General features: G+C 72.5%; 16 protein-coding genes. 3 read left to right on the forward strand and 13 right to left on the reverse strand.

Annotated elements, in window-relative coordinates:
- Positions 1-181 precede the first annotated feature (181 nt).
- Complete coding sequence (locus tag AB0G28_RS08125) at positions 182-961, forward strand: prepilin peptidase (RefSeq protein ID WP_361084546.1); 780 nt, start codon at positions 182-184, stop codon at positions 959-961.
- Positions 962-965: 4 nt separating this feature from the next.
- On the opposite strand, the gene AB0G28_RS08130 is transcribed toward AB0G28_RS08125, so the two are convergent.
- The 11 genes from AB0G28_RS08130 to AB0G28_RS08180 all read right to left on the reverse strand — a co-directional run bounded on the left by AB0G28_RS08130 (position 966) and on the right by AB0G28_RS08180 (position 10,140).
- Positions 966-2,969: a hypothetical protein gene (locus AB0G28_RS08130; RefSeq protein WP_361084549.1), complete on the reverse strand. Its 2,004-nt coding sequence runs from the start codon at positions 2,967-2,969 to the stop codon at positions 966-968.
- The gene (locus AB0G28_RS08135) at positions 2,966-3,592 is read right to left on the reverse strand and encodes a prepilin-type N-terminal cleavage/methylation domain-containing protein (protein ID WP_361084552.1); all 627 of its coding nucleotides are present in this window, start codon (positions 3,590-3,592) and stop codon (positions 2,966-2,968) included. The genes AB0G28_RS08130 and AB0G28_RS08135 overlap by 4 nt, the downstream gene beginning before the upstream one ends.
- A complete protein-coding gene (locus tag AB0G28_RS08140) occupies positions 3,586-4,023 on the reverse strand; it encodes a prepilin-type N-terminal cleavage/methylation domain-containing protein (RefSeq protein WP_361084555.1) in 438 nt (145 codons plus the stop codon). Before AB0G28_RS08140 ends, AB0G28_RS08135 begins: the two co-directional genes overlap by 7 nt.
- The gene (locus AB0G28_RS08145; RefSeq protein WP_361084558.1) at positions 4,023-5,228 is read right to left on the reverse strand and encodes a type II secretion system F family protein; all 1,206 of its coding nucleotides are present in this window, start codon (positions 5,226-5,228) and stop codon (positions 4,023-4,025) included. Before AB0G28_RS08145 ends, AB0G28_RS08140 begins: the two co-directional genes overlap by 1 nt.
- Complete coding sequence (locus AB0G28_RS08150; RefSeq protein ID WP_361084561.1) at positions 5,225-6,754, reverse strand: GspE/PulE family protein; 1,530 nt, start codon at positions 6,752-6,754, stop codon at positions 5,225-5,227. Before AB0G28_RS08150 ends, AB0G28_RS08145 begins: the two co-directional genes overlap by 4 nt.
- On the reverse strand, positions 6,751-7,839 hold the full coding sequence (locus AB0G28_RS08155) for a type IV pilus twitching motility protein PilT (protein ID WP_361084564.1): 1,089 nt from the start codon (positions 7,837-7,839) through the stop codon (positions 6,751-6,753). The genes AB0G28_RS08150 and AB0G28_RS08155 overlap by 4 nt, the downstream gene beginning before the upstream one ends.
- 77 nt (positions 7,840-7,916) lie before the next feature.
- Positions 7,917-8,258 (reverse strand): prepilin-type N-terminal cleavage/methylation domain-containing protein, encoded by a 342-nt coding sequence (locus AB0G28_RS08160; protein WP_361084567.1) that lies wholly within the window; start codon positions 8,256-8,258, stop codon positions 7,917-7,919.
- A gap of 43 nt (positions 8,259-8,301) precedes the next feature.
- Positions 8,302-8,727 carry a hypothetical protein gene (locus tag AB0G28_RS08165; RefSeq protein WP_361084570.1) on the reverse strand — a complete coding sequence of 142 codons (426 nt, stop codon included), beginning with the start codon at positions 8,725-8,727 and terminating at the stop codon, positions 8,302-8,304.
- Positions 8,724-9,188 carry a hypothetical protein gene (locus AB0G28_RS08170; protein WP_361084573.1) on the reverse strand — a complete coding sequence of 155 codons (465 nt, stop codon included), beginning with the start codon at positions 9,186-9,188 and terminating at the stop codon, positions 8,724-8,726. The genes AB0G28_RS08165 and AB0G28_RS08170 overlap by 4 nt, the downstream gene beginning before the upstream one ends.
- Positions 9,185-9,634: a hypothetical protein gene (locus AB0G28_RS08175; RefSeq protein WP_361084576.1), complete on the reverse strand. Its 450-nt coding sequence runs from the start codon at positions 9,632-9,634 to the stop codon at positions 9,185-9,187. The genes AB0G28_RS08170 and AB0G28_RS08175 overlap by 4 nt, the downstream gene beginning before the upstream one ends.
- A 59-nt stretch (positions 9,635-9,693) precedes the next feature.
- Entirely contained in the window at positions 9,694-10,140 is a 447-nt protein-coding gene (locus AB0G28_RS08180) for a hypothetical protein (protein WP_361084579.1), read from the reverse strand.
- A 427-nt stretch (positions 10,141-10,567) separates the two neighbouring features.
- Here AB0G28_RS08180 and AB0G28_RS08185 point away from each other — a divergent pair, with 427 nt between their 5' ends.
- Positions 10,568-11,536 carry a TIGR01777 family oxidoreductase gene (locus tag AB0G28_RS08185; RefSeq protein WP_361084582.1) on the forward strand — a complete coding sequence of 323 codons (969 nt, stop codon included), beginning with the start codon at positions 10,568-10,570 and terminating at the stop codon, positions 11,534-11,536.
- A 196-nt stretch (positions 11,537-11,732) separates the two neighbouring features.
- Here AB0G28_RS08185 and AB0G28_RS08190 read toward each other — a convergent pair whose 3' ends face one another.
- Positions 11,733-12,755 carry a helix-turn-helix domain-containing protein gene (locus AB0G28_RS08190; protein WP_361084585.1) on the reverse strand — a complete coding sequence of 341 codons (1,023 nt, stop codon included), beginning with the start codon at positions 12,753-12,755 and terminating at the stop codon, positions 11,733-11,735.
- A gap of 104 nt (positions 12,756-12,859) precedes the next feature.
- Between AB0G28_RS08190 and AB0G28_RS08195 the strand changes: the two genes are divergently transcribed.
- Positions 12,860-13,813, forward strand: a complete 954-nt coding sequence (locus AB0G28_RS08195; RefSeq protein WP_361084588.1) for an alpha/beta hydrolase — start codon at positions 12,860-12,862, stop codon at positions 13,811-13,813.
- Between the two features lie 43 nt (positions 13,814-13,856).
- Here AB0G28_RS08195 and AB0G28_RS08200 read toward each other — a convergent pair whose 3' ends face one another.
- Positions 13,857-14,336: a hypothetical protein gene (locus AB0G28_RS08200; protein WP_361084591.1), complete on the reverse strand. Its 480-nt coding sequence runs from the start codon at positions 14,334-14,336 to the stop codon at positions 13,857-13,859.
- Positions 14,337-14,401 lie beyond the last annotated feature (65 nt).

A 14,401-nucleotide genomic window follows, 5' to 3' on the forward strand; every position in this document is an offset into this window, starting at 1 on the left:
CATCAAGCGTGACTGGAGAGGCATCACCCGTGACTGGAGGGGCATCACCGCGATGCCCGCTCAATCACACGTGGTGCCCGCTCGATCACGGTTGATGCCCCTCCCCACACGGCCCGGTCGCGGGGCGGGGCGTCGTCGGGCAAGATCTGCGGCGTTCCCGACCCGATTCCGGAGGAGCCCGATGGCGGTGCTGGTCGTGGTGGCGGCCGTGCTCGGCCTGCTCGTCGGGTCGTTCCTCAACGTCGTCGTCCACCGGGTGCCGCGGGGGGAGTCGGTCGTCCGGCCGCCGTCGCGGTGCCCGGACTGCGGGCAGCAGATCCGGGCGCGGCACAACGTCCCCGTCCTGGGCTGGCTGGTCCTGCGCGGCCGGTGCGCGGGCTGCGGCAAGCGGATCAGCGTCCGCTACCCGCTGGTCGAGCTGGGCACCGGGGTGCTGTTCGCGCTGCTGGCGCTGCGGTTCGGTCCGCCGGACCTGCCCGCGTTCCTGTACTTCGGCGCGATCGGGATCGCGCTCGCCCTGATCGACCTCGACTGCCGCCGCCTGCCGGACGCCATCGTGCTGCCGTCCTACCCGGTGCTCGCGGTCCTGCTGACGGCGTCGGCCTGGTGGCGCGACGACTGGTGGTCGCTGGCCCGAGCCGGGATCGGCGGCGCCGCGCTGTTCGGCTTCTACCTCGTCCTCGCGCTCGCGTACCCGGCCGGCATGGGCTTCGGCGACGTCAAGCTCGCGGGCATCCTGGGCGGGGTTCTCGCGTACGTCTCCTGGTCGGCGTTGCTTATCGGCGCGTTCGGCGGGTTCCTGCTCGGCGCGCTGGCGGGTGCCGTGGTGCTCGCGACGGGCAAGGGCGGCCGCAAGACGGCGTTGCCGTTCGGGCCGTTCATGATCGCCGGGGCCCTGGTGGCGCTTTTCGCGGCCGGTCCGCTGAGCCAGGCCTACCAGCGGCTGGCAGGCCTGGCCTGAGCGGTCACCGGCTCCCGGACCAGCTCAGCACGGACACCTGGCGAGCGCCCGCCACCGGGTTCGCCGGATCACCGTCCACATAGGCCACCCGCGCCCGGGCCGCCGGGGTGCCGCCCGGCGCGCACGTCCCCGCGCCGGGGCAGACGTAGGCGGACAGGTAGACCCCGAAGACGAACCCGGGGGAGTCGTCCGGGACCTCGATCACCGCGCCGGCGAACGTCACGCTCCCGGTTTCCTTCACCCACAACGACCGGGCGATCACGCCGAAGCGGAAGATCGGCTCGGTGGCGTTGTTCAGGGTGATGTCCAGGACGGCCTTGGGCGCGTACGTCGTCCCCTGCACGTAGAACCGGTTGCCGGAGTTGTTCACCGACGTCACGAGCGCGCACGCCGCGCTGGTCGTGTACGGCAGCTGCGTGCAGCCGCTTTCGGCGCGCAGCGCGGGCGGGGTGTAGACGAGTTCCAGCTGCAGCGCGTCGACCTGCTCGGTGCCCTTGTGCTTCACCGCGGCCGTGTAGCTCAGCTGCGCACCGGTGAACGTGCCGTCGTAGACGCGCTGGGCCAGGGCGTCGGTGACGTCGACCAGGTCGGTGTGCAGCACCTTGTCCGAGTACGCCGGGACCGGCAGCGGGCTGCCCGCCGTCCCGCCCGACGGCGTCAGCTGCACGGACAGGTTGTCCTGGTTCGTCCCGTTGTCGTTGCCGTGCACCACGCGGATCTTCGCCGACTTGAGCAGCGAGCCCGCCGGAATCGCCGCCGGCGGCGCGTAGCCGGCGGCGGTCAGGGTGGCGCTCTGGTTGCCGTTGCCGTTGTTGGTCCAGGTGGCGAGGTTTCCGTCCACAGTGGAAAGGCTGCCTGCCGGGGCGCTGGTGAACGTGCCGGATGGCGTGCCGCCCGGGGTGAGCGTGGCCGTCACCGGCGTCTCCGCGCCCGAGGTCAGGCCGTACACCGCCACCGGCGGGTGGTCGGCGCTGTAGGTACCGCAGATCTCCACCTGCCCGGCCTTGACCGCCAGCCGGCTGTCGCCGCCGAAGACGAACTGGACGCCGACCGCCTTCGCGTCGTCGATCGGGTTGTCGCAGGCCCCGGGGATGTTCGCCGGGACCGCCGGCTTGGCGATGATCCGCCCGCTGCCGTCCACCGGCGTGCCCGCGACGAGGAACCCGTTGTCGACCGTCCACACGTCGTCGCCGCCGGGCAGCGACGGCGGCCGGGCCGCGTCGCTGTTGTGGAAGTCGAAGTAGTACGCGCCGGGCGTGAACCAGAACGTGCTGTCCTTGCACTTGCTGCTGCTCGACATCATCGCCGAGAGCCCGGCCGCGTCGTCGTAGTACCCGGGCTGGAAGGTGACCAGCGAACCGGGCTTGGTGCAGGCGGGCAGGTTCTGGCGCGGCGGCACCGACGTCAGCGCCGGCGCGTAGCCCGGGTCGGCGCCGAGGCTCGACCCGCCGTAGCCGCACGACGCCGCGGGCGTGCTCCGGATCGTGCCCGAGCAGGCGCCGCGCGCGTACACCGCGGTGTTGGTGTCGAGCGAGCCGTTGACGACGTTGATGTTGGAGTTCGAATAGACGACGCCGTGCACCTTGAACGACGAGCCGGTCGGCTGCTGGATGTTGAGCCCGTCCTCGCCGCCGGTGCCCAGGGTGAGGATGGCACTGCCCGGCCGGTTGCACACGCTCAGCGAAGGGCACTGGATCAGCACCTTCGCCGGGTCGGCGGTGCACGACACGGCCGCCGCGCCGGCCCCGGAGTCCGGCAGGTTCAGCGTGTCGGACGCGCCGAAGCAGTGCTGCCCGGCGGCCCCGGTGAAGGTGCTGGTGCGGATCTGGTTGATCGCCGCCTGCAACGCGCCGTCGGCGGTGTAGGCCGACGCGGCCTGGTCGCGGAGGTTCACGGTGGTCCGGACGCTGGTGTCGGCGAAGGACAGCAGCGCGCCGGTCACCACCGCGATCACCGTGACCAGGATGAGCACCAGCGGCAGCGCGGCCCCGGAGTCGTCGCGCTTCATGTCTGCCTCCGTTGCCCGAACAGGGTGATGGGGTAGGGGTCGGCGTTGCGTGCGACGGCGGTGAAGGTGAGCTTCACCCACAGCGGGACCGCCGCGGCCGTGCACGTGCTGGAGCAGGTCACCGCCGGAGTGCCGGCCTGGACGTTGTGCGCGACGACGGCGTCGGACACCGGTGTCGCGGAGCCCAGGCAGCGCAGGCGGTGCAGTTCGGTGCCGGCCAGGTAGTAGGCGACGATCGCGGTGCGCCGCGTCGTGGCCGGCGTGGTGGTGTCCCAGTCGTCGGACAGCAGCCGCACCAGCGAAATCGGCGTCGCGGCCGTGCCGCAGACCTGGCCGCCGGCGTCGTAGGCCGCCCCGAGCTGGATCGACGGCGAATACGGTACGGCGCCGTTCGCGATCTGCCCCGAGTAGTCCCGCAACCCGACGGCGGCGACGTCCTGGGCGAAGAAGGCCGCGCTCTGCTGGGCGTCGTGCGACACGGCGAGCCGCGCCGACGTCGTGTCGGTGTTCCGGATCGCGCCGATCACCACATTGGCGATCGGCGCGGCGATCACGCCCAGGATGACGATGACGACCAGGAGCTCGACGACGGTGAACCCGGCATCGGACCGGCGGCTCAGCACGGCGCCTCCCCGAGCCCGCAGCGCTTGCGCACCACGACGACCAGCTTCTCGTTCGCCCGCCCGTCACCGCTGGCGACCTGCAGGGTCAGCTGCTGCAGCCCGCTGTCGGTGCCGCAGGTCCCGGACCACGCGGAGCCGGTCCAGTACTTCACCGCGGTCACCGAGGGCGTGAACCCCGCCGGCGCGGTGAACCCGGCCGGGCTGGCGTACTTCGCCGGAGTGGCGCACGCGAAGTAGCCGCCCGCCATCACCTGGTTCTCGATCGCCTCGCCGAAGTCGCGCACCCCCGCGCCCGCCGTCGCCTGCTTGCGGTGGACGTCGGACATCAGCACCGAAACCCCGACCCCGCCGACGATCGCGGCGACCGCGACCCCCAGGATCGCGACCGCGACGAGCAGCTCGAGGAGGCTCTCGCCCCGGTCGCCGCGCATCAGACGTGCACCTGGTCGAAGATGCCGTACATCGCCGACACCAGCGCGACCGCGACGAACCCGACGACCAGCCCCATCACCACGATGACGACCGGCTCGAACAGCGCGGTGAGCTTCTTCAGCCGGTAGTCCAGCTCGCCTTCGTAGTACTGGGCGGTGACCTCGAGCTGGGTGTCGAGGGTGCCGGTGTCCTCGCCGACGCGGATCATCTGCGCGGCCGTCACCGGGAACAGCCCGGAGCCGGTGAGCGGGCGGGCCAGGCCCTCGCCTTCGAGCACGGCGTGCCCGACCCGGGCCAGCGCGCGCATGAACACGCGGTTGCGCAGGGAGTCCGTCGCGACCCGCAGCGCCTCGGGCAGCGGGACCCCGGCCCCCACCATCGACGACAGGATCCGGCAGAACCGCTCGACGAGCGCGTGCCGCACGGCCGGGCCGATCGCCGGGACGGCGAGCAGCACGCTGTCGCGGGCGTACCGGCCGCCGGGCGTCCGGACGGCGAGGGCGTACAGCGCGATGCCCGCGAAGAGCCCCGCCAGCAGCGCCCACCACCACGCGCCGAGGAAGTCGGTGACGCCCAGCAGGATCCGCGTCGGCAGCGGCAGCTTCGCGTTCAGGCTGGCGAAGAACGTCCTGAACCGCGGCAGCACGAAGGTGGCGAGCACGACGACGGTGACGACCGACATCAGCGCGATCATCGCCGGGTAGATCAGCGCGGCCTTGACCCGGCGCCGGGCTTCGAGGTCGCGCTCCAGGTACCCGGCGAGCCGGTCGAGGACGACGTCGAGCTGCCCGGTCAGCTCGGCCGAGCGCAGGATCTCGCGGTAGAACTCGGGGAAGATCTTCGGGTGCCGGTCGACGCAGTCGGACAGCCGGTCGCCGGCGCGCAGTCCCTGCTCGACCGAGCGCAGCATCCGCGTCACCGAGGAGTTCGTCGTCTCGTCGCCGAGGATCCGGACCGCGTCGATGAGCGGCACCCCGGCCCGGACGAACGCGCCGAGCTGGCGGGACAGGTGCATGACGACCTCGCGCTTGACCCGGGGCGCGGTGAGCTCCATGCGCAGGATGCTCTTCTTCTCGCTGATCTCGATGTCCCGCAGTTCGCGCTCGTAGAGCGCGAGGACGGCGGAGTCGGCGTCGGCGGCCTTCTGGACCCCGCTGGTGCGGCGGCCGTCCGGGCCGGTGGCGACGTAGGCGTACCGGTTCATCGGGCCCCTCCGGTGAGGTAGATCGACCGCAGCACTTCGGCCGGGGTGGTGACGCCCTCGGCGACCAGCCGCAGGGCCTCGTCCTGCAGCGTCCGCATGCCCTCCTTGCGGGCCAGCTCGTGGACCTCTCGATGTGGCGCGCTCTCCAGCACCAGCGTGCGGATCCCGTCGCTGGCCGGCATCAGCTCGTAGACGCCGGTGCGGTCGAGGAACCCGGTCTGGGCGCAGAAGTTGCACCCGGCGCCGCGGACGAACCCGCCGGCGGGCTCGTCCGCGCCGAGAGAGTCCAGGAAGGACACTTCCTCCGCGGACGGCTCGTAGTACTCGCGGCAGCGCAGGCAGATCCGCCGGACGAGCCGCTGGGCGAGCACCGCGGTCACCGAGGATGCCACGAGGAAGTTCTCGATCCCCATGTCCAGCAGCCGGTGCAGCGCCGACGCCGCGTCGGTGGCGTGCAGCGACGAGAGCACGAAGTGCCCGGTGAGCGCGGACTGGACGGCGATGCGCGCGGTGTCGACGTCGCGGACCTCGCCGACGAGGATGACGTCGGGGTCCTGGCGCAGGATCGACTTCAGGCCGTCGGCGAAGGTGACGCCGGCCTGCTCGTTGATCTGGATCTGGTTGATCGAGGACATGGTGTACTCGACCGGGTCCTCGATGGTCATGATGTTGCGTTCGCTGCTGTCGAGCTCGCCCAGCGAGCCGTAGAGCGTCGTGGTCTTGCCGCTGCCGGTCGGCCCGGCGCAGATCACCATGCCGTAGGGCGACTGCAGCACGCCGGTGTAGCGCGCGGCCATCTCCTCCGGCATGCCCAGCTGCGGCAGCCGGAACAGCGGGCGGCTCTTGTCCAGCAGCCGCAGCACGACCTTCTCGCCGCCGACGACCGGCGTCGTCGCCACCCGGATGTCCACCGGCCGGTCTTCGACGTCCATGCTGATCTGGCCGTCCTGCGGACGGCGGCGCTCGACGATGTTCATCCCGGCGAGGATCTTGATCCGGCTGGTCACCGCGGGCCCCATCGAGCCGGGCAGGTCCAGGACGTCGTGGAGCACGCCGTCGATGCGGTAGCGGACGCGGACCCGCTCGGCCTGCGGCTCGACGTGGATGTCGGAGGCCCGGTCGCGCAGGGCCTGGGTGATCATCAGGGCGACGACGTGCACGACCGGCGCGTCGTCGTTCGCGGTGGCCGGCGCCCCGGCGCGGGCGGTCTCCCGCCGGACGGCGTCGCGCGCTTCGAACGCCTTGACCTGCTGGTCGACGCCGGTGAGCGCCCGGTAGGTGCGGCCGATGGTGGCCAGGATGTTGGCGGGGGCGGCGACGGCGACGGTCACCGGACGGCCGAGCGCCGCCTGCAGCGCGGGGGCGGTGGCCGGGTCGGCGACCGCGACCAGCACGGTGTCCTCGCGGACGGCCAGGGGGATCGCGCAGAGCTCGCGGGCCTGGGCCTCGCCGAGCAGTTCGGCCGCCGCGCGGTCCGGGGTCACCGTGCGGAGGTCGACGGTGCGGGGCTGGGTGCGGAGTCTCATGCCGGCACGCTCCGCGGCCGGGGACGCGGGTCGATGTCCTGCGGGTGGAGGCTGCGGGCGGCCGCGTCGGCGGGGGAGACCAGCCCGGCGGCGACGAGCGCGGACAGGGACTGTTCCAGGGTCACCATGCCGTCGCGGCTGCCGGTCACCAGCGCGTTGCGCAGCTGGTGCGGCTTGCCTTCCTTGATGAGGTTGCGGACCGCGGTGTTCGCCACCAGGACCTCGAAGGCGGCGATGAGCCCGCCGCCGGTGCGCGGCAGGAGCCGCTGGTAGACGATCCCGGTCAGGGCCGCGGCGAGCTGCACCCGCACCTGTTCCTGCTGCCCGGCCGGGAAGACGTCGATCATCCGGGCGAGGGACTGCGCGGTGTCGTTGGTGTGCAGGGTGGCGAAGACCAGGTGCCCGGTCTCGGCGATGGTGAGGGCGAACCGGATCGAATCGAGGTCGCGCATCTCGCCGACCATCAGGACGTCGGGGTCCTCCCGCAACGCGCTGCGCAGGGCGGCGGGGAAGGACTCGGTGTCGGTGCCGACCTCGCGCTGGTTGACGGCGGACCGCCGGTGGTCGTGGACGTACTCGATCGGGTCCTCGACGGTGAGGATGTGGCAGGCGCGCTCGGTGTTGATCCGGTCGATGACGGCGGCGAGCGTGGTGGACTTGCCGGAGCCGGTCGGCCCGGTGACGAGCACGAGACCCTGGTGCCGCCGGGCGAAGTCGGTGAGGACCGGCGGCAGGCCGAGTTCGTCCATGCCGGGGATCCGCCGCGGGAACATCCGCAGCGCGACGACGGTCTCGCCGCGCTGGGTGAAGGCGTTGCCGCGGACGCGGGCCTGGTCGCGCCAGCTGAAGGAGAAGTCGAATTCGTGAGCGGCCCGCCAGGCGCGTGCCTGGTCGTCGTTCAGCAGTTCGGCGAGCAGAGCGCCGGTGTCCTCGCCGGTGAGGGCCGGGTGGCCGGGGACCGCGGAGAGGTCGCCGTGCACGCGCAGCTGGGGCGGCAGGCCGGCGGTGAGCAGCAGGTCGGTGCCACGCGCCTGCCAGAGCGCTTCGAGCAGGCCGTCGACGCGGCTGCCGGTCAGGGTGGGCATGGGTCTCCTCCGGGGCGAGGGGTCCTCTTCGGACGGTGGTGCCGCGGGGTGGGTCGCCCCACCCCGCGGTGGACGGGTCAGTGGGTGCAGGCGCCGGTCGCCTTGACAGCACCAGTCGCCTTGTCGATGGAGATGGTGTAGCCGTTGGTGGTCGAGGGCTCGTCCTTGAGGAAGTTCTTGGTCTTGAGTTCGGCGGTGTCGGCGGCGTAGGCGCCGGTCTTGGCGTAGAGGGCCTCGTTGGCGGTCTCGACGCTCTTCCAGTCGGTCTCGCAGGCGGCGGCCTTGCCTTCGCCGTTGAACGCCTGCACACCGAACACGGCGACCGCGGCGAGCACGCCGAGGATCACCACGACGATGAGCAGTTCGATGAGGGTGAAGCCGTCCTCGTGCCCACGGGCGGCACGCAGTTTTTCCAGCATGGGATTTCCTTTGGTTGTCGGGTTTGGGTCGGGTTCGACCTCGCTAGGGGCAACCGGTCGCCGGGTCGGAGGCCACCCCGCGCCAGTTGGTGTTGAGGCCGCGTACGGTGATCACCGCGGGCCGGTACGGAAGGTCAAGGCTGGCGATCGTGGTCGCGGCGGTGGTCGTGAGCACCTGGCCGTTGGTGCCGGTCGTCGTGGTCGCGTAGATCTCGTAGTTCGCAGCACCGGTGACCGCACTCCAGGCCATGGAGACCTGCCGGTTTCCGTTGCCGGTGCACCTGATCGTCGTAACGGTGAAAGAACTCGGTGCGGTCAGCGTGAGGGCTCGTGCGGCGGCGGTGCCGGGCCCGGACTTCAGCCACGCCGCCTCCGCCTTGGCCGCGCCGACCAGGGTGATGCCGGTGATCGCCGTGGTCCAGGCCGTGGCCACCAGCACCGCCGCGAACGTCACCCGAGCCGCGCTCACGAGCTCACCGTCACCGTGACCGGGATGGTGAAAACCGCACCTTGGCACGCGTCGGCGGCCGTCGGTGCCATCGAAACCGCGCCGGTCAGCGTGATCGTCGCGGTGTCGCCGGCGGCGATCACGGTGTTGGGCTGCTTCGCGTTCCACGTCACGGTGTTGCCCGGGCAGGTCCCGGTGGCGGTCGCCGTCCCGTTGCCGGTGACGCCGGTGACCTTGACCGGGTACGGGTTGGGGTTGGTGATCCGGATTAGGGCGTTGCCGTCGACGCCCGGGTAGAGCAGGCCGGTGGTGAGCGCCGAGGCGTCCACCGTGCCGGTCGTCGGGGCCGCGGCCGTGCCGGCCTTCGCGCCGGCCGTGCCCGTGCCGGAGCTCGTCCACGCCGCGACGGCGATCCCGCCGCCCAGCGTCGCGCCGACCACCGTGGTGACCACGAGCACGCGGCGCAGGGTCGGGTTCTTCATGGCTTGACCGCCGTTCCTGTGTAGGTCAGGGGAAAGGTGAGCGACCGGCACGCGTCGGGGGTGCCGGGCAGCATGTGGGTGGTGAGCGCGACGTCGGCGGTCCCGCTGCCGGGGACCGTGATCGGCGCCGCGAGCGCGTCGACCCGCACCGACGACGCCGGGCAGGCCGCGACGGTCCGGCCCCGGCTGTCGACCGGTTTGCCGACCGCCGCCGTCACGGTCTGGACGAGGATGGGGAAGTTTTCCGCGTTGGCCAGCCGGATCCACCGGTTCCCGGTCGCGCCGGGGAACAGCGCGGTCGCCCGGCCGGGGACGTCGGCGATGCCGAACTGCTTGATGCCGTTGCCGCTCGCGGTGTTCGCCACGGGCACCGGGCCCGCTGAAAACCACGTGAGCACGACGACCGCGAGCGCGCCCGCCGGGAGGCCGATCCGCCACCTGGACATCGGGGTCCTTCCGGAGAAGGGCGGGGCGGCGCCTGGAACGCCGCCCCGCCGGGGCGGGATCAGGCGTTCGACGACAGGGTGGCGGTCAGCGGCAGCGTGAAGATCTGGCCCTTGCAGGCGTCGGTGGCGGTGGGCGCCATGGTCGCGGTCAGGGTGAAGGTGGCCTCGCCCTTTCCGGCGATGGTGCCGGGATTCGTGACGGCCGCACTGGTCACGGTTCCGGCGGCGCAGCCGTTGACCAGGTTCGACGAACCGGCGCTGATGCTGTTCACCGCGACGGAGTAGTCGTTCGGGTTGGTGATCTTGACCGTGAATGTGGTGGAAGCGCCGGGGTAGAGCGCGGTGCCGGTGTCGGTGGAGGAGATCACCGAGTCCTGCGACGTCGTCGAGGTGACCGAGCCCGAACCGGCGCCGGTGCTCGTCCAGGCCGCGTAGGCGACACCTGCGACGACCACGACCCCGGCGGCACCGAGGACGACCGCGGACCGCTTGCTGATCTTGCGCATGAGTTTCTCCTGAAGGCTGTTACGTCGGGAAGGCCGGTGCGGAGGGGCTCGGGGCACACCGGAGTGGTCCGTGTGGACCGTCACGAAGAGTGTGCGAATTCCGCGGCGATCTTCACCTCGGGCGACCGGCCCGACTGCGAAGGCCGGAGGTCCCTTGTGTCCGGAGGCGAGCCGTGTTACGCGCGCGGGATCGGGCCGGACCGTCATCGTTTCACTGCGAAAAAAGTTCCGATGCCCGAACCGTGACCTGCGGGTTTCGCCACCCGTTCGGCCGAATGGCGGAGACCGTCCCGTGATCTTGCCCGGCGGTCGCAGCTGATCTCGAGTGCTCCCCGGAGCGGCTCTCGGCGCCGGTCGACGGCCCTCTCCCGGCTATGACTTTCCGTGATATTTGAACGCGTTCAACTCTTGCGGTAGCGTGAGACCCATGAAGGTTGTGATACCGGGCGGCACCGGTCACCTCGGGCGCGTGCTGAGCCGCGCGCTGGCCGGGCAAGGCCACGAAGTCGTCGTGCTGACGCGAGGGGAGGCCCGGCCGGAGCCGGGGGTGCGGCACGTCCGCTGGGACGGGCGCGGTGCGGGGCCGTGGACGGCGGAGGTCGACGGCAGCGACGTCGTGCTCAACCTGGCCGGCCGGTCGGTGAACTGCCGGTACACGCGGGCGAACCTGCGGGAGATGATGAGCTCACGCGTCGACTCGGCGCGGGTCGTCGGCGGCGCGATCGCCCGCGCCGCGCGGCCGCCGCGGGTGTGGCTGCAGATGAGCACGGCGACGATCTACGCGCACCGCCACGACGCGCCGAACGACGAAACCACCGGCGTCCTCGGCGGCGACGAGCCGGACGTGCCCGCCTACTGGGCCTACAGCGTCGACATCGCCAAGGCCTGGGAGCGCGAGCAGCGGCTGGCCGACACGCCGCACACGCGCAAGGTCGCGCTGCGGACATCGATGGTGATGAGCCCGGAACCCGGCGGCGCCTTCGAAGCGCTGCTGCGGCTGGCGCGGCTGGGCCTGGGCGGCCCGGTCGCGGGCGGGCGGCAGTACGTGTCGTGGATCCACGAGGACGACCTGGTCCGCGCGATCGGCTTCCTCGTCGAGCGGGAGGAGCTGAGCGGCCCGGTGAACCTGGCGGCGCCGGAACCGTTGCCGTACCGCGACTTCCAGCGTGCCTTGCGCGCGGCCGCGGGTGTCCCGTTCGGACTGCCGGCCACGAAGTGGATGGCGGAGATCGGGGCGTTCGTGCTCCGCAGCGACACGGAGCTGCTGCTGAAGAGCCGTCGCGTGGTGCCGGGACGGTTGCTCGAAGCCGGGTTCGTCTTCGACCACCCCGAGTGGCCCGCCGCCGCGGCGGACCTGGTGCGGCGGACGCGGCGCGGGTTGCGGCCGGTGAGCTGAGTTCGGCGTTGCTTCGCAGGGGCGCTGCGAGGCTGGGTTCGATCATCCCGGGCGGCTGCGGTAGCGGGCTGCGGCGGTCAGCTGAGTTCGGCGTTGCCTCGCGGCCGCCGCTCCGCCGGGTTCGTCTTCGACCATCCGGAGTGGCTCGCCGCCGCGGCGGACCTCGCGCGGCGGACGCGCCATGGGCTGAAGCCGGTCAGCTGAGCTCGGCGTTGTCCCGCAACCGCCGCAGCATGAGGGCCAGGTGCAGCCGGAAGCGGCCGGCGGGGGAGTCGACGTCGAAGCCGAGGACGGCTTCGGCCCGCGCCAGCCGGGCCGGCATCGTGCTGTGGTGGCGGTGCAGCACCGCCGCCGCCTTGCGGGCCGAGCCGGTCGCGCAGAGCGCGCCGAGTGCCGCGAGGATGTCCTCGCCGTGGGACTCGGCCGCGAGGCGGTCGAGCGCCCTTATGTCCGCGAGCTCGGCGAGGTCCGCCGGGCCGAGCTTGCCGTCGAACGCGGCGAGGCCGCCCAGCCGTTCCCACCACACCACCGGCTCGGCGGCCGAGGTGAACCGCAGCGCGGTCCGGGCCGCCGCCCACGACCGGGCCGCCTCGAGGGCGGGCAGCTCCGGGCCGATCCCGGCGCGGGTGCCGTCGGGCAACAGGCCGGGCACGTCGTCCGTCAGGACCGCCCGCACGCGGCCCAGCTGCGCCGACCGCCCGGCGGGCACGCCGGCGCCGGTGCCGGCCAGCACGCGCAGCCGGGCCGCCGGGGCGATGCCGAGCAGGTGCAGCGCCCGCGCCCGCTCGGCCGTGCCGACGTCCTCCGACAGCACCAGCTCGACCAGCGCGGGATCCCCGAGCTCGGGCCGGGGCACGCCGGAGTGCTCCAGCAGGATCGCGGTGGCGATGGCGAACCGCTCCAGCAGCATGTCGTCGAGCGGGACGGGCTCGCCCGGCCTCGCCACCCACACGAGCACGCCGCCTTCGAGCACGCGCGTGGCCGCTCCCGTGGGCGCCGGGCCGGGAGTCACGACGTCCGCGCCCGGTTCCGCACGCAGCGACAGCCCCTGCCCCGGCGCGTGCACGCCGACCGGGCAGCCGGCGAGCTCGGCCGTGCTGCGCACCAAGGCGTCCAGGCCGGCGCGCGCGGTGATCAGGCGGTCGAAGAACCCGATGACACGCACGGCGTTCTCGGCGTCGGCGTCGAGTCCGGACAGCCTCAGCAGCAGGCCTTTCATGCCGCCACGATAGGCGCGGCCGCCGCCGGATGGCGAGGTCCGGCCCGGCAACGCCCGCCGCGTGGCGGTGGCCGCGGTCACAACCGGCGGCCCATCATCGGAGGATGACCTACGCGATCGATCCCGAGCTGGTGCCCTGGCTGGACATGCTGCCGGCGGTCACCCTGTCCGACCACGAATCCCTGCTGGCCGCGCGCGGTTCGATGGCCCAGCTGGCCGAAGTCCTGCCGGGCTACGAACCGGCGAACCCCGTCGACGTCCGCGACCTGGCCGCGCCGGGCCCGTCCGACGCCCCGGACGTGCCGGTCCGCGTCTACGCGCCGGCGAACCGCACCGGCGCGGTGCCCGGCCTGCTCTACATCCACGGCGGCGGGTTCGTCATGGGTGACCTGGACATGTTCCACACGACGTTGCTGCGCCTGGTCGACGAGCTGGGGATCGTCATCGCGTCGGTGGACTACCGGCTGGCCCCCGAGCACCCGTTCCCGGCGCCGGTCGAGGACTGCTACGCCGCGCTGACCTGGGTCGCGGCCAAGGCGGACGAGCTGGGCATCGACCCGGCCCGCCTCGGCGTCGCGGGCGAAAGCGCCGGCGGCGGCCTCTCGGCGGCGGTGGCCCTGCTGGCCCGCGACCGCGGCGGCCCGGCGCTGTGCTTCCAGTACCTCGGCATCCCGGAGCTGGACGACCGGCTGGACACCCCGTCCATGCGGGACTACACCGACACGCCGATCTGGAACCGGCCGAACGCGGTGTACAGCTGGACCGCCTACCTCGGCGCGGAACCGGGCGGCGGCGACGTCTCGCCCTACGCGGCCCCGGCCCGGGCCGCCGACCTGTCCGGGCTGCCCCCGGCGTTCGTGACGACGTGCCAGTTCGATCCGCTGCGGGACGAAGGCATCGAGTACGCGCGGCGGCTGGCGCACGCGGGCGTGCAGGCCGAGCTGCGGCACTACCCGGGCACCTTCCACGGGTCCGGGCTGGTCGAGACGGCGGAGATCTCCCGCCGCATGTTCGCCGACGAGGTCGACGCCCTGCGCCGCGGCCTGCGGGTGGGCTGAGGTGAGCCAGGCGCCGGACCCCCAGCCCGGCGCCTGGCACGCTTCAGGCGACGACGTCGGTGACCGTGTCCTTCACGACCTGCCACCGGCCGTGGTCGCGCACCAGCGTGAGGCTGATCGTGAAGTGGCGGTCGATGTCGTGCGACGGCTCGAGGTAGTGCGCGTCGAGGATCGCGTAGCCCATCTTGCAGTCCTCGACGACGGTGTGCGTCACCGTCCACGGCATCGAGAACTCGTAGGGCACCTTGAACTGCTCCAGCACCGGGTTCACGTTCGCGTCGTAGCCGATGATGACCTGGCCCCGGCGGCCCACCGTGACCATGTCGCGGTGGATGATCGCGCGGTAGCGGGCGGCGTCGCGCTTGTTGTAGCTGTCCATGTCCTCCCACACGGCGTGGTCGAACGCCCGCCGGCACTCCTGCTGCCCGCCCGCCGCCTGCTCGCCGGCCGCCGAGGCGACCGGGGTGCCGAGCACCGCCGCCGCCAGCGCGGTGCCCAAGGCCGCGTAACCCCACTTGCGCATCTGGTTTCCCTTCCTCGTGGACCGGTTCGCAGGCTGCCGGGGCGGCGCATCACAGCTGCATCACT

Source organism: Amycolatopsis sp. NPDC021455, from assembly GCF_040640995.1.
Taxonomy (GTDB): Bacteria; Actinomycetota; Actinomycetes; order Mycobacteriales; family Pseudonocardiaceae; genus Amycolatopsis.